16 protein-coding genes and 1 riboswitch are annotated in these 21,663 nt (G+C 66.5%); of the genes, 9 read left to right on the top strand and 7 right to left on the bottom strand.

What is annotated here, in order from left to right; translation table 11 throughout:
* Positions 1-21 precede the first annotated feature (21 nt).
* A complete protein-coding gene (locus tag AC5P5X_RS01860; RefSeq protein WP_005410610.1) occupies positions 22-480 on the top strand; it encodes a hypothetical protein in 459 nt (152 codons plus the stop codon).
* Positions 481-608: 128 nt separating this feature from the next.
* Here the strand turns inward: AC5P5X_RS01860 and AC5P5X_RS01855 are convergent, their stop codons facing one another.
* The gene (locus AC5P5X_RS01855; RefSeq protein WP_005410611.1) at positions 609-1,460 is read right to left on the bottom strand and encodes a pirin family protein; all 852 of its coding nucleotides are present in this window, start codon (positions 1,458-1,460) and stop codon (positions 609-611) included.
* Positions 1,461-1,675: 215 nt separating this feature from the next.
* Here AC5P5X_RS01855 and AC5P5X_RS01850 point away from each other — a divergent pair, with 215 nt between their 5' ends.
* Positions 1,676-3,757, top strand: coding sequence for a carbon starvation CstA family protein (locus tag AC5P5X_RS01850; RefSeq protein ID WP_005410612.1), 2,082 nt, complete (start codon positions 1,676-1,678; stop codon positions 3,755-3,757).
* Positions 3,757-3,981, top strand: coding sequence for a YbdD/YjiX family protein (locus AC5P5X_RS01845; RefSeq protein WP_005410613.1), 225 nt, complete (start codon positions 3,757-3,759; stop codon positions 3,979-3,981). The genes AC5P5X_RS01850 and AC5P5X_RS01845 overlap by 1 nt, the downstream gene beginning before the upstream one ends.
* A 351-nt stretch (positions 3,982-4,332) precedes the next feature.
* On the opposite strand, the gene AC5P5X_RS01840 is transcribed toward AC5P5X_RS01845, so the two are convergent.
* The gene (locus tag AC5P5X_RS01840; protein WP_012480981.1) at positions 4,333-5,583 is read right to left on the bottom strand and encodes a DUF819 family protein; all 1,251 of its coding nucleotides are present in this window, start codon (positions 5,581-5,583) and stop codon (positions 4,333-4,335) included.
* A 128-nt stretch (positions 5,584-5,711) separates the two neighbouring features.
* Between AC5P5X_RS01840 and AC5P5X_RS01835 the strand changes: the two genes are divergently transcribed.
* Complete coding sequence (locus AC5P5X_RS01835) at positions 5,712-6,101, top strand: VOC family protein (RefSeq protein ID WP_012480982.1); 390 nt, start codon at positions 5,712-5,714, stop codon at positions 6,099-6,101.
* 86 nt (positions 6,102-6,187) lie between these two features.
* Here AC5P5X_RS01835 and AC5P5X_RS01830 read toward each other — a convergent pair whose 3' ends face one another.
* Positions 6,188-7,474 carry a sensor histidine kinase gene (locus AC5P5X_RS01830; RefSeq protein WP_012480983.1) on the bottom strand — a complete coding sequence of 429 codons (1,287 nt, stop codon included), beginning with the start codon at positions 7,472-7,474 and terminating at the stop codon, positions 6,188-6,190.
* Positions 7,461-8,174: a response regulator transcription factor gene (locus AC5P5X_RS01825; RefSeq protein WP_005410617.1), complete on the bottom strand. Its 714-nt coding sequence runs from the start codon at positions 8,172-8,174 to the stop codon at positions 7,461-7,463. Before AC5P5X_RS01825 ends, AC5P5X_RS01830 begins: the two co-directional genes overlap by 14 nt.
* A 131-nt stretch (positions 8,175-8,305) precedes the next feature.
* Here AC5P5X_RS01825 and AC5P5X_RS01820 point away from each other — a divergent pair, with 131 nt between their 5' ends.
* The 4 genes from AC5P5X_RS01820 (at position 8,306) to AC5P5X_RS01805 (ending at position 15,126) form a co-directional block, all read left to right on the top strand.
* Positions 8,306-10,009 carry an ArnT family glycosyltransferase gene (locus AC5P5X_RS01820; protein WP_044570690.1) on the top strand — a complete coding sequence of 568 codons (1,704 nt, stop codon included), beginning with the start codon at positions 8,306-8,308 and terminating at the stop codon, positions 10,007-10,009.
* Between the two features lie 111 nt (positions 10,010-10,120).
* Positions 10,121-10,873 carry a phosphatase PAP2 family protein gene (locus AC5P5X_RS01815; RefSeq protein WP_012480985.1) on the top strand — a complete coding sequence of 251 codons (753 nt, stop codon included), beginning with the start codon at positions 10,121-10,123 and terminating at the stop codon, positions 10,871-10,873.
* Entirely contained in the window at positions 10,870-12,519 is a 1,650-nt protein-coding gene (locus tag AC5P5X_RS01810; RefSeq protein WP_111189649.1) for a phosphoethanolamine transferase, read from the top strand. Before AC5P5X_RS01815 ends, AC5P5X_RS01810 begins: the two co-directional genes overlap by 4 nt.
* Before the next feature lie 642 nt (positions 12,520-13,161).
* Positions 13,162-15,126: a M2 family metallopeptidase gene (locus AC5P5X_RS01805; protein WP_111189069.1), complete on the top strand. Its 1,965-nt coding sequence runs from the start codon at positions 13,162-13,164 to the stop codon at positions 15,124-15,126.
* 463 nt (positions 15,127-15,589) lie between these two features.
* On the opposite strand, the gene AC5P5X_RS01800 is transcribed toward AC5P5X_RS01805, so the two are convergent.
* From AC5P5X_RS01800 to AC5P5X_RS01790, 3 genes are all read right to left on the bottom strand, one after another.
* On the bottom strand, positions 15,590-15,982 hold the full coding sequence (locus AC5P5X_RS01800) for a hypothetical protein (protein ID WP_005410623.1): 393 nt from the start codon (positions 15,980-15,982) through the stop codon (positions 15,590-15,592).
* A 68-nt stretch (positions 15,983-16,050) separates the two neighbouring features.
* Positions 16,051-16,947, bottom strand: a complete 897-nt coding sequence (locus tag AC5P5X_RS01795; RefSeq protein ID WP_049395149.1) for a siderophore-interacting protein — start codon at positions 16,945-16,947, stop codon at positions 16,051-16,053.
* 140 nt (positions 16,948-17,087) lie between these two features.
* A complete protein-coding gene (locus tag AC5P5X_RS01790) occupies positions 17,088-18,314 on the bottom strand; it encodes a multidrug effflux MFS transporter (RefSeq protein WP_032966071.1) in 1,227 nt (408 codons plus the stop codon).
* A gap of 299 nt (positions 18,315-18,613) precedes the next feature.
* Positions 18,614-18,716: riboswitch (glycine riboswitch) on the top strand.
* Between the two features lie 62 nt (positions 18,717-18,778).
* Between AC5P5X_RS01790 and gcvP the strand changes: the two genes are divergently transcribed.
* A complete protein-coding gene (gene gcvP / locus AC5P5X_RS01785) occupies positions 18,779-21,646 on the top strand; it encodes an aminomethyl-transferring glycine dehydrogenase (RefSeq protein ID WP_111189068.1) in 2,868 nt (955 codons plus the stop codon).
* Positions 21,647-21,663 lie beyond the last annotated feature (17 nt).

The following is a 21,663-nucleotide window of genomic DNA, read 5'->3' as shown; positions in this document are numbered from 1 at the left end:
ACACACCACCTTGGGGGATGCATGAAGTTCGCGCCTGTAGTGTTGTCGAGCCTGCTTTTCGCTGCGGCCCAGGCCGCCGCGCAGGCTCCCACCGAATGTCCTTCATTGCCGGCCAACAGCGGCCTGCAGTGGCAACAGCAGGCACAGGCCGATTTCCTGGTCTGCCGCGCCAGCACCAGCGATGGCCGCGAGGTACTGAGCCTGATGCTCAGTGCACGCGATCCCAACCTTCCATTGAACCGCTCGCTGCGCCACGAAAAGGGCAGCTTCGGCGGTGAATCACTGTACTGGTACCAGCCCGATCTGGGAGGCCAGCAGCCGCCCGGTTATGCCGAGCGCCGCATCAGCGTGGTCAAGCTCGACAAAGGGCGTTACGCGCAGATTTCGCTGTATCCGGACAGCGCGCAGGAACTGGGTTCGCTGCAACAGCTGGCGCAGGGGATGAGCCTGACCCCGTCGGCCGTGGCTGCCGGGAACTGACGATGGCGGGGATGACTGCCTTGCAGCATCCCCGCAATGCGAGCCGACCTGACGGTAGTGCCGGCCGCTGGCCGGCACCTCGATCCGCCGTGACCGCAGGCAGTTGCCGGCCAGCGGCCGGCACCGCCTCAGAACTTGCCTTCCTGGAAATCGACGAAGGCCTGCATCAGTTCCTGCCGCGTGTTCATCACGAACGGGCCATGGCGCATCACCGGTTCTCGCAACGGACGACCAGCCACCAGGATCAGCCGCGCACCCTCGCTGCCGGCCGACAGATGCAGCTGCTCGCCCCCGCCCAGCACCGCCAGTTCCTGGCGGGCGACGTCGCGCGCCGCGTCCTGCTCACCCACCGTCACCGCACCTTCGAACACATACGCGAAGGCGTTGTGCCCTTCCGGCAAGGCATAGGTCCAGGCGCGATCCGGGGCCAGCGTGATGTCCAGGTACAGCGGATCGGTGGCCGGCTGCACGATCGGGCCCTGCGTGCCATCCACGTTGCCGGCGATCACCTTCACTTCCACGCCCGCGTCCGGCTGCACCACGGGAATGCGCTCGGGCGCGAACTCCTGGTACTTCGGCTCGGTCATCTTCTCTTTCGCCGGCAGGTTCACCCACAGCTGGAAGCCGCGCATCTGACCGCTTTCCTGCTCGGGCATTTCCGAATGCACCAGGCCACGGCCTGCGGTCATCCACTGCACGCTGCCCGGGGTAAGCAGGCCCTCGTTGCCGTGGTTGTCGCGATGCCGCATGCGCCCGTCGAGCATGTAGGTGACGGTCTCGAAACCGCGATGCGGATGCTCCGGGAAGCCGGCGATGTAGTCCTCGGCACGGTCGGTGCCGAATTCATCGAGCAGCAGGAACGGGTCCAGGTCAGGCAACGTCGGGCCGCCGATGACGCGGGTCAGGCGCACGCCGGCACCGTCGGAGGTGGGCATGCCACGGATGGTCCGCAGTACGCGGACCGGTTCGGGAAAGCTCATGGCGACTCCTGTTGGATGGATGCCACTGAAGATGGACGCCACATGGCCGCACGCCAATGGACGGCGCCGCAACCGATTGTTCCATCCCTGATGTTCGCTGCATGTCAGCACAACAAGCGTACGACCAAAGTACTACCGCCGATTCGTCCTGTGCCAATTGACCCTGCCGAGGGCACGCGGGACTCTTTGACTGTCTTTCCGGGAGAGAGCACCTCATGAAAGGGTTTTCCAAAATAGGCTGGGCGGTACTCGCCCTGCTCGGCGCCTTCTGTCTGGGCACCGTGGCCCTGCGCCGCGGCGAACACATCAATGCCCTGTGGATCGTCGTCGCCGCCGTTTCGCTGTACCTGGTGGCCTACCGCTTCTACAGCCTGTTCATCGCCAACAAGGTGATGCAGCTGGATCCGACCCGGGCCACCCCGGCGGTGATCAACAACGATGGCCTGGACTACGTGCCGACCAACAAGCACGTGCTGTTCGGTCACCATTTCGCCGCCATTGCCGGTGCCGGCCCGCTGGTGGGACCGGTGCTGGCCGCACAGATGGGCTACCTGCCCGGCCTGCTGTGGCTGGTGGTGGGCGTGGTGCTGGCCGGCGCGGTGCAGGACTTCATGGTCCTGTTCCTGTCCAGCCGCCGCAACGGCCGCTCCCTGGGCGATCTGGTGCGGGAAGAGATGGGCCAGGTGCCCGGCACCATCGCGTTGTTCGGTGCGTTCCTGATCATGATCATCATCCTGGCGGTGCTGGCGATGGTGGTGGTCAAGGCGCTGGCCGAAAGCCCGTGGGGCATGTTCACGGTGATCGCGACGATGCCCATCGCGATCCTGATGGGCGTGTACATGCGCTACATCCGCCCCGGCAGGATCGGCGAGATTTCGGTGGTCGGCCTGATCCTGCTGCTGGCCGCGATCTGGTACGGCGGCAAGGTCGCCGCCGATCCGGTCTGGGGCCCGGCCTTCACCTTCACCGGCACCCAGATCACCTGGATGCTGATCGGTTACGGCTTCGTTGCCTCGGTGCTGCCGGTGTGGCTGCTGCTGGCCCCCCGCGATTACCTGTCGACCTTCCTCAAGATCGGCACCATCATCGCGCTGGCCGTCGGCATCCTGATTGTGATGCCGGAACTGAAGATGCCGGCGCTGACCCAGTTCGCTGCCAGTGGTGATGGCCCGGTGTGGAAGGGCGGCATGTTCCCGTTCCTGTTCATCACCATCGCCTGCGGTGCGGTCTCCGGCTTCCACGCGTTGATTTCCTCCGGCACCACGCCGAAGCTGCTGGCCAATGAAGCGCACATGCGCTACATCGGCTACGGCGGCATGCTGATGGAATCGTTCGTGGCGGTGATGGCGCTGGTGGCGGCCTCGATCATCGATCCGGGCATCTACTTCGCGATGAACAGCCCGGCGGCGGTGATCGGTGCCGATGCGGCCTCGGCGGCGCACTACATCACCAACACCTGGGGCTTCACCATCACGCCCGAGCAGCTGACCGCGACCGCGGCGGCCATTGGTGAACCGACCATCCTGCATCGCGCAGGTGGCGCACCGACACTGGCGGTGGGCATCGCGCAGATCCTGCACGAAGCGATTCCCAGTGGCAGCGACGCGATGATGGCGTTCTGGTACCACTTCGCGATCCTGTTCGAAGCGTTGTTCATCCTCACGGCAGTCGACGCTGGCACCCGTGCCGGTCGCTTCATGCTGCAGGACCTGCTGGGCAACTTCGTGCCGGCCCTGAAGAAGACCGAATCGTGGACCGCCAACATCATCGGTACCGCCGGCTGCGTGGCGCTGTGGGGCTACCTGCTCTACACCGGCGTGGTCGATCCGTTCGGTGGCATCCAGACGCTGTGGCCGCTGTTCGGCATCTCCAACCAGATGCTGGCGGGTATCGCGCTGATGCTGGGCACGGTGGTGCTGTTCAAGATGAAGCGTGACCGCTATGCGTGGGTGACGGCCGTGCCGGCCATCTGGCTGCTGATCTGCACCACCTACGCCGGCTTCATCAAGATCTTCGACAGCAATCCGGCGCAGGGTTTCCTGGCCCAGGCACACAAGTTCCAGGCCGCCCTCGCCAGCGACACCATCACGGCACCGGCCAAATCGGTGGCGCAGATGAAGCAGATCGTGGTCAACGCCTACGTCAACACCGGCCTGACCGCGCTGTTCCTGCTGGTGGTGGGCGCAGTGCTGGTGTATTCGATCAAGACCATCCTGGCGGCCCGCCGCAATCCGCAGCGCAGCGACCGCGAGACCCCGTACGTGGCGCTGAAGCCGCATGAAATGGTGGATCTGTGATGAGCACGCAACTGGTTCCCGCCGGCCAGTACCAGGCACACCGCCGCATCTGGCGGCGCCTGGTGCAGACCGCCCGACTGTGCTGTGGCATTCCTGATTACGACAACTACGTCCGGCACATGCTGGAAAAGCATCCGGACCAGGAGCCGATGGATTACAAGACGTTCTTCCGCGAGCGCCAGGAAGCGCGCTACGGCGGACGCAACGGTGGTCGCTGCTGTTGAGGTTCCAGGGTGGGTGCCGGGCTTGCAGCCCGGCGCCCGCAGAGGCCGGAGCAACGGCAACAGCTGAGGCGTCGGCTCTGGGTTTCTGTGTGGTTGGCGGGGTGGTGTCGGATGGCGGGGACGCCGTAAATCCATCCCTGGGGGCTTGGCCGCGGCATCCATGCCGCGGACACCCCGCCATCCGACACCACCCCACCTTCGACAGATTTCCGGTGACGGCGAGATGCATCAGGGGTCAGATCCGTTTCCTCCGGGAAACGGATCTGACCCCTTCCATGTTCATGGAGGCCCATGAAATGCATCCACGCATGGCGTGGATCTACGCAAGCATGACGCCGGGGCGGCCCGGACTCAGCCGTTGGCCATCCACTTCAGGATCAGGCCAGTGACATAGGCCAGCCCGGTGCCGGTGGCGTAGCCCACCGTGCCCAGCAGCACGCCCACCGGAGCCAGCGTCGGATGGAACGCCGCGGCCACCACGGGGGCCGAAGCGGCTGCGCCGATGTTGCCCTGCGAACCGATCGCGAAGAAGAACAGCGGCGCGCGCAGCAGCTTGGCCACCACCCACAGCACCAGCACATGCGTGGCCATCCAGATCGCGCCGAGCAGGAACAGCCACGGCCGGTCCAGCAGCGACAGCAGGTTCATCTGCATGCCGATGCAGGCGATCAGGAAGTACAGGAACACCGTGCCCAGCCGCGAAGCGCCTGCGGCTTCCAGCCGGCGCGCACGAGTGAAGCTCAGGCCCAGGCCCATCGCTGTCGACAGCAGGATCACCCACACGAACTGGCTATCCAGGCTGAACTGGCTGGCCCAGCTGACATTGGTCTTGAACCAGCCCGCCAGCGGCGCGGCGATGGCATGGGCCAGGCCGACGCCGCCCAGTGCCACGCCGACGATCACCATCAGGTCGGTCATGCTGGGAATGCGCGCGTTCTGCGCCTCGTAGGCACTGATGCGCGCCTTCATCTCGTCGATGGCACGGGTATCGGCACCGTTGCGGGTATCGATCTGCTGCGCGCGGTTGGCCAGGAACAGCAGGATGGCCATCCACAGGCTGGCGCAGGCCACGTCGACCACCGCGAACTGGCCGAAGGTGGTGGCATCGGTGCCGAACACTTCGCGCATGGCCACCATGTTGGCGCCGCCGCCGATCCAGCTGCCGGCCAGCGCCGCCATGCCGGCCCAGGTATCACCGGCCACGGTTTCGGGGTGGATCAGCTTCATCAGCTGGAACGAGACGATGGCGCCGAGCATGATGCCGGCGGTACCGGCGCAGAACACGATCAGCAGTTTCGGGCCGAGCTTGGCAATACCCTTGAGGTCGATCGACAGGGTCAGCAGGACCAGCGCGGCCGGCAGCAGCACGTCACGCGCGACCGGGTTGTACAGCGAGGTGTTGTGGCCGTCGATGACACCGGCGGTGTTGTAGATGGCGGGGACGAAGTAGCACAGCAGCAGCGCCGGCACCCAGGCGAAGATCTTCTTCAACAACGGGGTCGGGCCACTGGCAGCCCAGAAGATCAGGGCCAGGGTGGCGGCAATCAGGCCCAGGCCAACGATGTCGTTGCTGATCAGGGCAGTAGCGGGTTCGGTCGGCATGGGATCCTCTGTCGATCGAAAGAGCGGGAAAAAAAAAGCGCCGCATGAAGCGGCGCACCCCGAGATTAACATTGTCTTCACGCCGGGTCATGCTGCAGTGCCGGCTGCCCTTTCCCGGAGCCACTCCCATGCAGCTCGGCGCCTTCTCCGTCAGCCTCTCGGTCAGGGACCTGGCGGCCTCCCGCAGCTTCTACGAAGCACTGGGCTTCTCGGTGACCGGTGGCGAGCCGGCGCAGAACTGGCTGGTGATGCGCAACAACGGCATTGTCATCGGCCTGTTCCAGGGCATGTTCGAGGGCAACCTGCTCACCTTCAACCCGGGCTGGGACCAGCACAAGCAGGAACTGCCCCACTTCCAGGATGTACGTGAACTGCAGGCGGAACTGGATGCGAAGGGCATTGAACTGGCGGTGCGTACCGACCCTCATGGGCGGGGCACCGGCTACCTGCAGTTGGCCGATCCCGACGGCAATGTGATCCTGATCGACCAGCATGTGGCGCGGCCGAACGGCTGGTAATGCGAACGGACATTGCGTGGGCAGGCGTCGACCTTGGTCGACGGGCAGCATGCCAACCAAGGTTGGCATCTACCAGGACGGCCGGTTCAGGCCGGACGTGAAGCGCTGAAATCGAGCGTGGCGCGCGTGCCACGCGGCTCGCAGGGCTGCAGCTGCAGGGTCCAGCCAAGGTGCTCGCAGAGCCGGGCGATCAGGTCCAGGCCGATGCCGCCGCCACGGTCGGCGCGCTCGCCACGGGCCATCCGCGCGTGGATCGCCGCAATCTCCTCCGGGCTCATGCCATGTCCCGGATCCTGCAGGGTCAGCACCGCCGACGAGCTCAGGCGCAACTCAATGTGGCCACGCCCGCTGTTCTCGATGGCATTGCGCAGCAGGTTGCCGATCGCGGCCTGCACGACGGCCAGCGGCGCGACAATATCCACCGGGGCCGCCTGGATGCCGATGCTCAGGTCCTTGTCACCGAGCAGGTGACGATGGTCGTCGACGATTTCCGGCAGCAGCTGGTCCAGGGCGATGCGCTCGGCGCGTGCGGCCAGGCGCGCCGGGTCACGCGCCAGCACCAGCAGCAGTTCGATCAGCTGCTCCACGCTCTGCGCGGTGCGCAGCACGCGTTGCATCTGCTGGCGCGCGCGCTCGGGCAGGCCCGGCTGTTCCAGTGCCAGCTCTGCGGCACCGGTCATCACCGCAATCGGCGTACGCAGCTCGTGGCTGGCGGTGCTGATGAACACCCGCTCGCGTTCGACAAACTGCTCGTTGCGGTCCAGATAGTCGTTCAGTGCATCGGCAATGGTATGCAGCTCGGAGCTGCCACGCGGGTCGACCTCGATGCGCTGGCCCTGGACACCCGGCCGCAGCGCCGCGATGTGCTGCGCCAGCAGGCTCAACGGGCGCACCATACGTTCCATGCCGAACGACGCCATCAGCACGGTGACGAAGATCATGATCACCCCGGCCAGCATCACCCAGCGCGTGGCGAACTGTTCCAGGTCATGGAAGTCGGAAATGTCCAGCGCCAGCGCCACCCGCCCCATCGAGCCGGTGTCACGCACCATCACCGCAGTCTGCCGCCCCTTGATCGGCACCCCGTCATGCAGCCCCGGGTGCAGCAGGCGCACGCTTTCCGGCATGTTGCCTTCATCGAAGCGGAACAGGCTGAGCGTGTCCGAGTCCTGCCAGCGATAGTGCGGCTCGTGCTCGGTGTGCTCGACGATGCTGTCCAGTTCGGAATTGAGCAGCGCGCGCCAGGCAGCGTGCTCCGCATGTTCATGCACGTAGTTGCCGACGCTGAACACCGCGATCGACAGCAGCGCCAGATAGCCCAGCAACCACCACACCACGCGCCGGTACAACGGCCCCGGCTTACTCGCCTTCATCATCATCCTTGCCGGCATCGCTGGGCGTGGTCACGGCCAAGCGGTAACCCACCCGCGGCAGGGTATGGATCAGTTTCTCGGCGAACGGTCCGTCCACACTGCGGCGCAGCTCGTAGACATGCGAACGCAGCAGGTCGCCATCCGGCGGTTCGTCGCCCCACAGAGCGAATTCCAGCTGCTGGCGGGTCACCGCGCCGGGGCTGGCGCGCATGAGCACTTCCAGCAGCTTGCGGCAGGCCGGGTACAGGTGCAGCACCTGGGTGCCGCGCTGGGCTTCCAGGGTGGCCAGATCCAGCACCAGATCGCCCACCTGCAGGCGCTTGCGCGGGTTGCGGCCCTGCGCACGCAGCAGCAGCGCTTCCAGCCGCACTTCCAGCTCCGGGAGTGCGAACGGCTTGGTCAGGTAGTCGTCGGCACCGGCGCGGAAGCCGGCAATCTTGTCCGGCAGCTCGTCACGCGCGGTCAGCATGATCACCGGCACTTCCGATGCATGCTCGGCGCGCAGCCGGCGCAGCACCTCCGGGCCCTCCATGCGCGGCAGCATCCAGTCCAGGATGACGGCGTCATACGGATGGCTCCCGGCCAGGTGCAGTCCGGTGATGCCATCCGGCGCCACGTCGAGCACGTGCCCGCGCGACTCGAAATAGTCGAACAGGTTGGCCACCAGCTGGCGGTTGTCCTCGATCACCAACAGACGCATGCACGAAACACCCACGGAAGTTCGTACCATGGTAGCGCCGCACATGTCGGAATGCGGTCGCCCCGGCGCCGCTCTGACGCTTTTCCCACCCCCGCCACCTCAGAATGGCCGTTTTGCTCCCGGAGCCTGCCGTGCCCGTAGCCCTGCCCCGCCGTTGGCGCCTGCCCCTGTTGTGGCTGCTGATCATTGCTGCGCTGGCAGCGGGGATCGGCCTTCGGCAGCCGCAGCCGCCGGACGAGCCGCGCTTCGTGCTGGCGGCCCGGACCATGGTCGAGAGCGGGCAATGGCTGCTGCCGCACCGTGGCGTGGAACTGTATGCGGAGAAGCCACCCGTCTTCATGTGGCTGCAGGCCGCCGCCTACGAGATCGTCGGCAGCTGGCAGTGGTCCTTCCTGCTGCCGTCGTTGCTGGGCGCCCTGCTCAGCCTGTGGCTGGTGTCGGACCTGGCGCGGCGGCTGTGGTCGCCACGACATTCCATCTACGCCCTCGCTGCGCTGTTCTGCACCCTGCAGTTCGGGCTGATGGCCAAGCGCGCGCAGATCGACATGGTGCTGGTGGGCATGACCACCGTGGCCCTCTGGGGCCTGATGCGTCATCTGTGTGAACGCCGCAACCTGCCTGCCCTGTGGCTGGCCGGCTTCGCCGCAGGCGTCGGCACGGTGACCAAGGGCGTGGGTTTCCTGCCGCTGCTGATGGTGCTGCCCTGGTTCGGCTGGTGGCTGTACCAGCGCCGCCGCGGACGCACGGTGGAGGGTCCGCATCCGGCAACCCTGCTGTGGCTGATCCCGGCCTTCCTGCTGGGTGTCGGGGTGTGGCTGGCGCCGCTGGGCTGGGCCCTGCTGCACACGCCCAGTGCCGAACTGCAGGCTTATGCGCACGAGCTGCTGTTCAAGCAGACCGGCACCCGTTATGCCAATGCGTGGCACCACCGGCAGCCCGCCTGGTATTACCTGCAGGTGATCCTTACCCTGTGGCTGCCGGGCAGCCTGCTGCTGCCGATGCTGTTCAAGCCCTGGTGGCGCCGTATCCGCCGTGGCGACCGCCGCCAGTGGCTGCTGCTGGGCTGGGCCGTGCTGGTGCTGGTGTTCTTCAGCGCCAGCCCGGGCAAGCGCGAGGTGTACCTGCTGCCGATGTTGCCGGCGATGGCGCTGGCCGTAGCCCCGCTGCTGCCCGGCCTGCTGCGCCGCCTGTGCGTTCGCCGCTACCTGTTCGGCTACAGCGTGGTGCTGATGCTGGCCACTGGCACGCTGGGCGTGATGCTGCTGACCGAACACGCTTGGGCGGTGGCCCAGCTGGAACGCCGCGCCATGCCCGATACCCTGCTGCCGGTGCTGGGCGATGGCCTGCTGACCTTCGCCATCGCGCTGGCCACGCTGATCGTGTGGCTGCGGGTGCGCCGCGCGGCGACGCTGGTGCTGCTGACCCACGGCATGCTGTGGATGCTCTACGGCCTGGTACTGATCCCGGCGCTGGATCCCTATGCATCGGCGTCAGCGCTGATGCGCCGGGTCGGCGCGCGGATCGGACCGGATACCGAACTGGCGCTGGTGGCCTGGCGCGAGCAGAACCTGCTGCAGGCCGACCGCCCGGTACGCGAATTCGGCTTCAAGCGGCCCTGGGCAGAGCAATGGCATGACGCCGGCCCTTGGCTCGCTGAGGCGCCGGACAAGCGCTGGCTGCTGGTGCTGGACGATGCGATGAGCCCCTGCGTGGATCCGGCCAAAGTGATCGACATCGGTGTTGCCAACAGGAATCGTTGGCAACTGCTTCCCGGTACCGCATGGAACCCGGAGTGCCACGCCGAGCGGACAGGATCGACTGCCGAAGAAGACTGAACGTTGACATGCGCCGAGGACTCATTAACCCGGCGCGAACGGGCGTCCGACCCTTCTCCGACATCCAGGTGACGAGCATGACTGCGGATTCCCGAACCGCCCCTTCCCAGCATGCCCGTCCGTCCCCTTGATTCGGTAGCGCCGCTTGCGACATCACCACTGGCGTCTCGATTTGCCGTAACTCACCTCTGGCTGCCTGTCGCAATCGGCCTGCCGTTGTTTACGCTGCTGATGGGCTTCGGCGGCGATCAATGGGTGGCCGATCACCTGTTCCGTCTTGAAGGCAGCCACTGGGCGCTGCAGGACGCCTGGATCACCCGCAGCGTCGTGCACAAGGCCGGCAAATGGTTGAGCACGGCGGCGGCGCTGGTCGTGATCCTGCTGTGCTTCCACCACTGGCGTAAGGGTCGCGATCGCACCCTGCAATGGGCGCTGCTTTATGTCGTAATTGCCATGGCACTGGGCACCGGCGTGATCTCCCTGCTGAAGTCGCTGGTGCCGATGGAATGCCCGTGGGACCTGCTGCGCTACGGTGGCCACCAGCCTTTCATCGGTCTGTTCACCCTGCGCCCGGAAGGCATGCCGGCACAGGCCTGCTTCCCGGCAGGCCACGCCAGCGCAGGCTATGCGTGGCTCTGCCTGTACTTCTTCGCGTTGCTGTGGCGGCCGTCCTGGCGGTGGACCGGGCTCTGGATCGGCCTCGGCACCGGCCTGGTGTTCGGGATCAGCCAGCAGTTGCGGGGCGCCCATTTCCTTTCGCATGACATTGCCACCGCGTTGATATGTTGGCTGCTTTCGTTGGGCCTGTATGTTCTGATCCACCGTCAGCTGGACCGTCCCCACCGCCAGGAGGCAAACGCATGAGTGCATCGGTCCAACGCCCCGCCCGCCTCCCCGCCCTTGCGGGTCTTCGCAACTGGCGGCCGCAGCTCTCCACGGAAGCACTGATCGCGCTGACCAGCCTGTTCTTCGCGGTGGCCGGCAACGGCCTGTTCTGGCACAGCGCGATGGCGAGCCATCCAGGCAGCCTGCGTTACGCGCTTTCACTGCTGCTGTTGCTGCTGGGTGCGCACGGCGTGCTGCTGGGCATCCTGGTCTGGCGCTGGAATGCCAAAGTGGTAATCGGCCTGTTGCTGCTGGTGACGGCGTTCGCTGCGCACTACATGAGCCGCTACCACATTTATCTGGATGCGGACATGCTGCGCAACGTGCTGGCGACCGACCCCAAGGAGAGCCGCGAGCTGATGACCGTATCGCTGCTGTGGCCGGTGCTGCTGCTGGCCGTGCTGCCGATGGTGGTGCTGTGGCGCGTGCAGCTGCGCCGACGCAGTTGGGGCCGCAGCCTGCTGTGGCGACTCGGCTTCCTGGTCGTGGCGGCGACGACCGCAGTTGGCGGTGCGCTGATCTCGTTCCAGGATGTCTCGGCGCTGATGCGCAACCAGCGCGAAGTACGCTATCTCGCCACCCCGGCCAACGTGCTGCTCGGTATGCCGCGCGCGCTGCGTGGCGACAACCCGGTGCAGCGCGCGCCGAAGCTGCCGATCGGCACCGACGCCAAGGCCACGCCACGCGCCCCGGCCAGCAAGCCGCGCCTGCTGGTGATCGTCATGGGCGAGACCGTGCGTGCACAGAACTGGGGGCTCAACGGTGGCCGTAACACCACCCCGGAGTTGGCCCAGGCACCGGTGATCAACTTCCCCGACATGCACTCCTGCGGCACCAGCACCGAAGTGTCGCTGCCGTGCCTGTTCTCGCCGTGGGGACGCCACGACTACGATGAAAAGAAGATCCGTGCACACCAGTCGCTGCTGCACGTGCTGAACCGCGCCGGCATCGCACCGTTGTGGCGTGACAACCAGTCCGGCTGCAAGGGCGTCTGCGAAGGGCTGGAGTTCCAGTCGCTGTCCGATGCGACCACGCCGGGGCTGTGCGCCGATGGCCGCTGCATGGACGAGATCCTGCTGCAGGACCTGGCCGCCCAGGTGCGTGCCAAGCCCGGCGACCGCGTGGTGGTGCTGCACCAGCTGGGCAACCACGGCCCGGCCTACTTCGAGCGTTACCCGGCAGCCTTCGCGCGCTTCAAGCCAACCTGCGACACCCGTGACATCGGCCGTTGCTCTCGCGAAGAGATCACCAACAGCTATGACAACGCGGTGTTGTACACCGATCATTTCCTGAGCAAGACCATCGGCACCCTGCAGGGCATGCAGGATTACGACACGGCGATGATCTACCTGTCCGATCATGGTGAATCGCTGGGCGAGAAGGGCCTGTTCCTGCATGGCGTGCCGTATGCGATCGCTCCGGCCGAGCAGACCCGCGTACCGATGACGATGTGGTTCTCGCCGGGCTTCGCCAGCAGCCGTGGGTTGGACCTGCAGTGCGTGCGCAAGCGTTCGGCGGCGTATACCGACCACGACAACCTGTTCCCGTCGGTGCTGGGCCTGATGCAGGTGAAGACCTCGCTGTACGAGCGCGATCGCGACCTGTTCGCCAACTGCGAAGGTTGAGGGTTGTTCGGCAGGGCTTGCAGCCCTGCACCTGCGGTAGTGCCGGCCGCTGGCCGGCAGCCTCGACAGCAACAGCAACAGCAACAGCAAAAGCAAAAGCAAAAGCAAAAGCTGGCATTCCGTGGATTGGCGGGGTGGGTCCGGTTGCGGGGGACGCTGCAAGTACGTCCATGTAAGCTCGGTCGCCGCATCCATGCGGCTCACGCCCCCGCAACCGGACCCACCCCGCCTTCGACAGATTTCCGCGATCTGTTGGAACGACCTTGGGGTCGGATCCGTTTTCCTGAGGAAAACGGATCCGACCCCATTTTGATTTTCGATACCTGACAGATGTGTCGACCAAGGTCGACACCCACCAACGGCCGCCGCGATCTGTCAGAGGTGGGGCGGTGTGGGCTTGCAGGACCGTTGGCGCCATGGATGGCGCCATCGAGCCCCCATGGATGGGTTTACGGCGTGTCCTGCAAGCCCACACCGCCCCGCCATCCCACGGATAGCCCGCTTCTGCTGTTGCTTTGGCCGTTGCCGTTGCTTCTGCGGGTGCAGGGCGCAGCCCTGCCGAACCCTACCGACTTCCGCCACTTGCGGTGGCAGCGACGGCCCACTAGCCTTCGGCCGTCGTTCACCACCCAAGGACCGCCCGTGAAACACCGTCATCTCCTGCTGGCCTCGGCAATCGCCGCCGCCACGCTGGCCCTGGCCGCCTGCAAGAAGGAAGCTGCCCCAGGCACCGATACCGCCAGCAGCAGCGCCCCGGCCGGCGAAACCGCCGACCAGTTCGTGGCCCGCATCAATGCCGAATTCAAGGCCGCCTACCCGGAGATGACCTCGGCGCAGTGGCTGTCTTCCACCTACATCAACAGTGATTCGGAACGCATCGCGGCCAAGGCCAACGAGCGCTCGCTGACCCAGCTCAACAGCTGGATCGAGCAGGCCGCCAAATTCGATGGCAAGCCGATGAGCGAGGACAGCAAGCGTGCGATCCACCTGCTGAAACTGATGTCCTCGATGCCGGCGCCGCGCGATCCGGCCAAGCTGGCCGAGCTGACCCAGATCGCCACCCGCATGGAAGGCAGCTACGGCGCCGGCAAGTACTGCACCGACGCCAACGATCCGAACTCCTGCCGCCAGCTGGGCGAGCTGGAACAGGTACTGGCGCGCAGCCGCGACTACGACAATCAGCTTGACGCCTGGCAGGGCTGGCACAGCACCACCAAGAGCATGCGCGGCGACTACCAGAAGTTCGTCGGCCTGGTGAACGAAGGCGCCAAGGGCATGGGTTTCACCGATGCCGGCCAGATGTGGCGCAGCGGCTACGACATGCCGCCGGAGCAGATCGGCCCGGAAACCGACCGCCTGTGGGAACAGGTCAAGCCGATGTACGAGCAGCTGCACTGCTACGCGCGCGGCAAGCTGGACAAGACCTATGGCAAGGACAAGGCCGAAGTGGGGAATGGCCTGATCGCCGCGCACCTGCTGGGCAACATGTGGCAGCAGGACTGGTCGAACCTGTGGGACCAGCTGGAACCGTACCCGGGCGCCGGCAGCCTGGACATCACCGCGGCGCTGGAAAAGCAGTACCAGACCAACCTGAGCGCGGCGCTGGCCAAGGCCGGCAAGGATGCGAACGTGGCCGCGCAGTACAAGGCGCAGCGCGAGGCCGAACTGCGTACCGCCAAGCAGATGACCGAGCGCGCGCAGGACTTCTACGTGTCGCTGGGCATGCCGTCGCTGCCGCAGTCCTACTGGGAAAAAACCCAGTTCATCAAGCCTGACGACCGCGACGTGGTCTGCCACGCCAGCGCCTGGGACATGAACATGGAAGGCGACGTGCGCACCAAGATGTGCATCAAGCCGAACGAAGAGAACTTCACCACCATCTACCACGAGCTGGGCCACATCTATTACGACCTGGCCTACAACCCGCTGCCACCGCTGTTCCAGGGCGGTGCCAACGATGGCTTCCATGAAGCGATCGGCGACACCATCGTGCTGGCGATGACGCCCAAGTACCTCAGCTCGATCGGCCTGGTCGATGCGCCGACCGAAAGCCGCGAGGCGGTCATCAACAACCAGATGCGCATGGCGCTGTCAGGCGTGTCGTTCCTGCCGTTCGGGCTGATGATCGACCGCTGGCGCTGGGGCGTGTTCGATGGCTCGATTACTGCCGACAACTACAACAAGGCGTGGTGGGACCTGAAGGCCAAGTACCAGGGCGTGGCGCCGGCCAGCACCCGTGGCGAAGAGTTCTTCGATCCGGGCGCGAAGTACCACGTGCCGGGCAACACTCCGTACACCCGCTACTTCCTGGCGCGCATCCTGCAGTTCCAGTTCTACAAGGGCCTGTGCGACGCGTCCGGCTACAAGGGCCCGCTGCATGAGTGCACCTTCTACGGCAACAAGGAAGCCGGCCAGAAGTACTGGGCGATGCTGAGCAAGGGTGCCAGCCAGCCGTGGCAGGCCACGCTGAAGGAGCTGACCGGTACCGACAAGCTCGATGCCGGCCCGATGATCGAGTACTTCACCCCGGTCAACGAGTGGCTGAAGCAGCAGAACGAAGGCCAGATGTGCGGCTGGCAGGCCAACGCGGCTCCGGCGGCGAAATGAGAAAAGGGGCGGGTCCGCGAGGATCCGTCCCTTTCTGGTAGTGCCGGCCGCTGGCCGGCAACTGCACGGTGGAAATCCATCTGGCAGCCGGCCAGCGGCCGGCTCTACCGAAACAGCAGTCAAAGGCCAGATGTGCGGCTGGCAGGCCAACGCGGCCCCGACGGCGAAATGAAAAAAGGGGCGGGTCCGAAAGGATCCGCCCCTTTCCGGTAGTGCCGGCCGCTGGCCGGCAACTACGCGATGAAGACCCAACCGGCAGCCGGCCAGCGGCCGGCTCTACCGAAACAGCAGTCAAAGGCCAGATGTGCGGCTGGCAGGCCAACGCGGCCCCGGCGGCGAAATGAGAAAAGGGGCGGGTCCGCGAGAATCCGTCCCTTTCCGGTAGTGCCGGCCGCTGGCCGGCAACTGCACGGTGGAAATCCGTCTGGCAGCCGGCCAGCGGCCGGCTCTACCGCAACAGCGGTCAGCTGTTCTTCTTCGCGGCCATCGCTGCGGCCAGCTCGGCCTTGAATTCCTCGAAGGTCTGGCCCTTCTCCCTGGCTTCGGCCTGTGCGGCATCGCGCAGCGCGTCGGAGTACATCAGGCGCACCGGCGTGCCATTGCGTTCGTGCAGCTCACCGGCCTGCATGATCAGCGCCAGCACCTGTGCGGCGCTTTCGCTGTGGCCGGCAATGCGGCCATCCATGCCCAGCACCCATTCGCCGTCGCGGCGCACGACACCGGCCAGCAGGGTGCGCTGTGCATCGCGCAGTTCCGCATGCGGCTCCACCGGCGAGGCCTGCGCGGCGGCCTTGTTGGCGGCCTGCTTTTCCTGGCGACGGCGCTGGTCGCGGCGGGTCTTGGAGCTGGTGGACATGGTGCGGTACCGCTGCGAAGGGGGGCGCAAGGATAGCGCACCCCGCCCGCAGCACCGCTTCACACCCCTCAGTCCAGCACTTTGCCGTGCCGCCAGTAGCCCATGAAGGTGATCGCGCGGCGGTCCAGCCCGCAGTCGCGCACCAGATGGCGACGGATCGCCATCACGGCCCCCGCCTCGCCCGCCACCCAGGCATACAGCGGTCCGGCCACCCGGGTATCGGCCTGCTCCCAGAGGATCTGCGTATCGACGTCGATCTCCTCCAGCGCATCGCCGGCAGTCACGCCCAAGGTCGCTGCCAACCGCGCCTGGACCGCCTGCAGCAACCGCTGTCCGTAGGCGGCCTGCCCGCGCGGCAGCCAGACCAGCTCGGCGCTGGAGGGCGCCTTCAGGTGCACCGCATCACCGGCCTGCGCCACCTCCAGCAGCGCCAGCGTGCGCGGTGGGTCGACCATGGCCGCCAGCTCCTCGAGGATGCCGGCCACCGCAGGCAACGCGGTTTCATCGGCCACCAGCAGCACCTGGCCGACACCGGCCGGTGGCTTCCACTCCCAGCCCTCGCTGCTCCCGGCACAGTCGGCGTCCGGGGCCAGCAGCACCACGCGGTCGCCAGGGCGGGCGTGCATGGCCCAGCGCGAGGCGGGGCCGGTTTCGCCATGGATGACGAAATCGACGTCGACCTCGCCCTGCTCGGCGCGCAACTGGCGGATGGTGTAGGTACGCATCGGCGGGCGCTTGTCGTCCGGCAGGGCCCGGTAGCGTGGGTACCAGTCTTCACCGCTGGGGACCTGCGGCACCTCCTGGCCGGGCAAGGGGAAGAACACCTTGATGCGCTGGTCAGGGCCTTCGGTCTTCATCCGCGCCACGTCGGCACCGGTGAACACCATGCGGTCAAGGGAAGGGGAAAGAACGCGGCGCTCCTTCAGCGCCACCTCGAACAGGCGGTAGGTCTGCTGCGCAGCCATGGGGAACCTCATGCAACGACATCGGATTGGCTGGCTGTCGTGCATCCACGCACCGGCTGGCTGGAGTGCCCAGCCTAGTCCGGTCGTTCCTCTTCGCAAGCGTTGCGGGCAAAGCGGCCGGCCCTACCCCTGCGCGCTGCTCAATGGCCCGTGCAGGCCGCCTGTGCCGCGCGTTCACGCTGGTGTTCCCAGTACCAGAACACGAAGCCGGCGGCGAAGAACGCGGCCTGCCCCAGCGCCAGGTGCAGCGGGCTGGCGCTGAGCAGCGGCGACACCACGCCGGCCACCACCGTGCTGATCATCAGCTGCACGAAGGCCTGCAGCGACGAGGCCAGGCCGCGCTGGTGCGGGTACATGTCCAGCACCGCCAGCGCCAGGATCGGGAAGATCAGCGCCATGCCCATGCCACCCAGGAAGATCGGCAGCACCGCCCACGGCAGCACGAACTGCGGCGACAGCGCCACGTAGCCGACATTCAGCAGCACCGACAGCGCACACAGGCCGAAACCAATGGACACCTGGCGGGTGGGCGTGGTGTGCCCGGCCATGCGCCCGGACAGGAACGAGCCGGTGGTCATGCCGCCGATGGTGGGGATGAACAGCCAGGCAAAACCACCCTCGCCCAGATGCAGGTGCTGCATCACGAACACCGGCGCCGAGGAGATGTACAGGAAAATGCCGCCGAAACCGATGCTGCCGGCCAGCGCCAGGCGCAGGAACCGCGGGTTGAAACCGATGCGCACGTAATCACGCAGCAGCACGCGCGGCGACAACGGCACCCGTGCCTCCACCGGATGGGTTTCCGGCAGGTAGCGTGCGGTGGCCGCCAGCAGGAGCAGCGCAAACACCACCAGGAACCAGAAAATCAGTGGCCAGCCGGCGCCACTGAGCAGGATCCAGCCGCCAATGATCGGTGCGATGGCCGGAGCGATGCCGAACAGCATCGATACCTGGCTCATCAGGCGCTGCGCATCGTGGCCGTGGTACAGGTCGCGGATCACCGCGCGGCCGACGATCATGCCGACGCCTGCTGACAGGCCCTGCAGCGCACGGAACGCCAGCAGCGTGGTCAGGTCGGTGGACAGCGCGCAGCCGACCGAAGCGCCGACGAACACCACCAGGCCACCGAGGATCACCCGCTTGCGGCCCCAGGCGTCGGACAGCGGACCGTGCGCCAGGCTCATCAGGCCGTAGAACAGCAGGTACACGCTGATGGTCTGCTGCACCGCCACTTCGTCCACCGCCAGGCGCTGGGCCAGCTGCGGGAACGCGGGGAAGATGGTGTCGATCGAGAACGGACCGAACATGGCCAGGCCGGCGAGCAGCAGGGCCATGCGGCGGGTGGAGGGAGCAACAGCGGCGGTCATGGGAAAGGCGTCCGGCAGGGCCATGCGCGGCACGCACGGCGGGCGCCGGTCCCCTGCAGCAGGGACGGCGCCAGATGAATTCGGGTATCCGCCCATCATAGGTGGGGAATGCGCCTGATGCCATGCAGCAGTGCACAAAACGCACGGACGGGCCATCGGCCATTCAGGCGCGGCCGCCAGGTCCGAAGGCGGCCGCCGCGCCCGCAACGGGCTATAATCGGCGGGCAACACGGTGGGAGAAGCGGAACACCGCTGCCGAAGGCGCAACGCCCGTAATCGCTCAGGCCCGATACCACCCGTAACACAACTCTGGAGAGACCGGTTCGATCCGGCGCCGAAGGGGCACGAAGCTGCGGTCCGCCGCGCTTTTAAACTCTCAGGCAAAAGGACAGAGGGGCGCCCCGCAGACCGCCGACCGGCGGCTTGTGCCCGTGCGTGTGCCCTTTCCTGACGGATCCTTCGCCATGTCCCAGAACACCCCTTCCCTGCGTGAGCTCGAGCACCACAACGCGTTCGTCGAGCGCCACATCGGCCCCAACGACGCCGAGATCGCGCAGATGCTCGACGTCGTCGGCCACGCGTCGCTGGATGCGATGACCGACGCCATCGTGCCGGCCAAGATCAAGTCGCCGGCACCGCTGGCACTGCCGGAGTCGATGACCGAAGTGCAGGCACTGGCGAAGATCCGTGCGATCGCCGACAAGAACACCGTGCTGCGCAGCTTCATCGGCCAGGGTTACTACGGTACCCACACGCCGAACGTGATCCTGCGCAACATCCTGGAAAACCCGGCGTGGTACACCGCCTACACCCCGTACCAGGCGGAAATCTCGCAGGGCCGCATGGAAGCGCTGATCAACTTCCAGACCCTGTGCGCCGACCTGACCGGCATGGAAATCGCCAACGCCTCGCTGCTGGACGAAGCCACCGCCGCCGCCGAAGCGATGACCCTGGCCAAGCGTTCGGCCAAGTCGAAGTCGGACACCTTCTTCGTGCACGACGCCGTGCACCCGCAGACCCTGGAACTGCTGCGCACGCGCGCCGAGCCGATGGGCATCGTGCTGCGCGTCGGCACCCCGGCCGAAGCGCTGGAGTCGGAAGCCTTCGGCCTGCTGCTGCAGTACCCGGATACCTTCGGCCAGGTCGGCGACTACAAGGCGCTGGTCGACGCTGTGCACGCACGTGGCGGCCTGGTGGCCGTGGCCACCGACCTGTTGGCACTGACCCTGCTGGCCGCCCCGGGCGAATGGGGCGCGGACATCGTGGTCGGCAACAGCCAGCGTTTCGGCGTGCCGTTCGGCTTCGGTGGCCCGCACGCCGCCTTCATGGCCTGCCGTGACGCCTACAAGCGCTCGATGCCGGGCCGCCTGATCGGCGTTTCGATCGATGCCCAGGGCAACCCGGCCTACCGCCTGACCCTGCAGACCCGCGAACAGCACATCCGCCGCGAGAAGGCCACCTCCAACATCTGTACCGCGCAGGTGCTGCTGGCGGTGATGGCCTCGATGTACGCCGTTTACCACGGCCCGGAAGGCCTCACCCGCATTGCCCGCCGCACCCATCGACTGGCCTCGATCCTGGCCGCAGCGCTGCGCAATGCCGGCGTGAAGGTCGGTGGCGACTTCTTCGACACCCTGCACGTCACCGGCGTGCATGCCGATGAAATCCATGCCAAAGCACGCGCCACCGGTTACAACCTGCGCGCGATCGACAGCGACTCGGTCGGCATCAGCCTGGACGAGACCACCACCCGCGCCGACATCGTCGCCGTGGCTGCGGTGTTCGGTGCCTCGCTGGACGTCGACGCGCTGGATGCCAGCACCGCCGACGCGCTGCCGGCCGGCCTGCTGCGCCAGTCCGCGTTCCTGACCCACCCGGTGTTCAACACCCACCACAGCGAGCACGAACTGCTGCGCTACCTGCGTTCGCTGGCCGACAAGGACCTGGCGATGGACCGCACGATGATCCCGCTGGGTTCGTGCACCATGAAGCTCAACGCCACCGCCGAGATGATCCCGGTGACCTGGCCGGAGTTCTCGCAGATCCACCCGCTGGTGCCGGCCGACCAGGCGCTGGGCTACAAGGAACTGATCGACACGCTGGAAGCGATGCTGGTCGAATGCACCGGCTACGACGCGGTCAGCCTGCAGCCGAACTCCGGCGCACAGGGCGAGTACGCCGGCCTGCTGGCGATCCGCGCCTACCACCGCTCGCGCGGCGAAGGCCACCGCGACATCTGCCTGATCCCCGATTCGGCGCACGGCACCAACCCGGCCTCGGCGCAGATGTGCGGCATGAAGGTGGTGGTCACCAAGACCGATGCCAACGGCAATGTCGATGTTGAAGACATCCGCCTCAACGCCGAGAAGTACAGCGACCGCCTGGCCGCGATCATGATGACCTACCCGTCCACGCACGGCGTGTTCGAGGAAGAGGTGGTCGAGATCTGCGAGATCATCCACCAGCACGGCGGCCAGGTGTACACCGACGGCGCCAACATGAACGCCCTGGTCGGCGTGGCCAAGCCCGGCAAGTGGGGTTCGGACGTTTCGCACCTGAACCTGCACAAGACCTTCTGCATCCCGCACGGCGGCGGCGGCCCGGGCGTCGGCCCGTGCGCGGTCAAGGAACACCTGGCCCCGTTCCTGCCGGGCAAGCTGGGTGACAACGGCCCGGTCGGCATGGTCAGCGCCGCCAGCTTCGGCAGCGCCTCGATCCTGCCGATCAGCTGGATGTACATCGCGATGATGGGCCGCGAAGGCCTGCGCAAGGCCACCCAGGTCGCGCAGCTCAACGCCAACTACATCGCCAAGCGCCTGGCCCCGCACTTCAAGACCCTGTACACCGGCCGCAACGGCCTGGTGGCACACGAGTGCATCCTCGACGTACGCCCGCTGGAGAAGACCAGCGGCATCGGCGCCGAGGACGTCGCCAAGCGCCTGATCGACTTCGGCTTCCACGCCCCGACCCTGAGCTTCCCGGTGGCCGGCACGCTCATGGTCGAACCGACCGAGAGCGAATCGCTGCACGAGCTGGACCGCTTCATCGACGCGATGATCCAGATCCGCGAGGAGATCACCGCGATCGAAGACGGCCGCCTGGACCGCGAGGACAACCCGCTGAAGAACGCGCCGCACACCGCCACCGCGGTGACCGCCAGCGAGTGGACCCACGCCTACCCGCGCGAACTGGCTGCCTTCCCGCTGGCCAGCCTGAAGCAGAGCAAGTACTGGCCGCCGGTGGCGCGCGTCGACAACGTGTACGGCGACAAGAACGTGATGTGCGCCTGCATCCCGGTCGATGCCTACAAGGATGATGAAGTCGAGGCTTGATTCCTCGCGGCATCGGT

The organism is Stenotrophomonas sp. YJH_SMC_91 (genome assembly GCF_059368495.1).
This window is presented reverse-complemented; position numbering and strand designations above follow the sequence as displayed.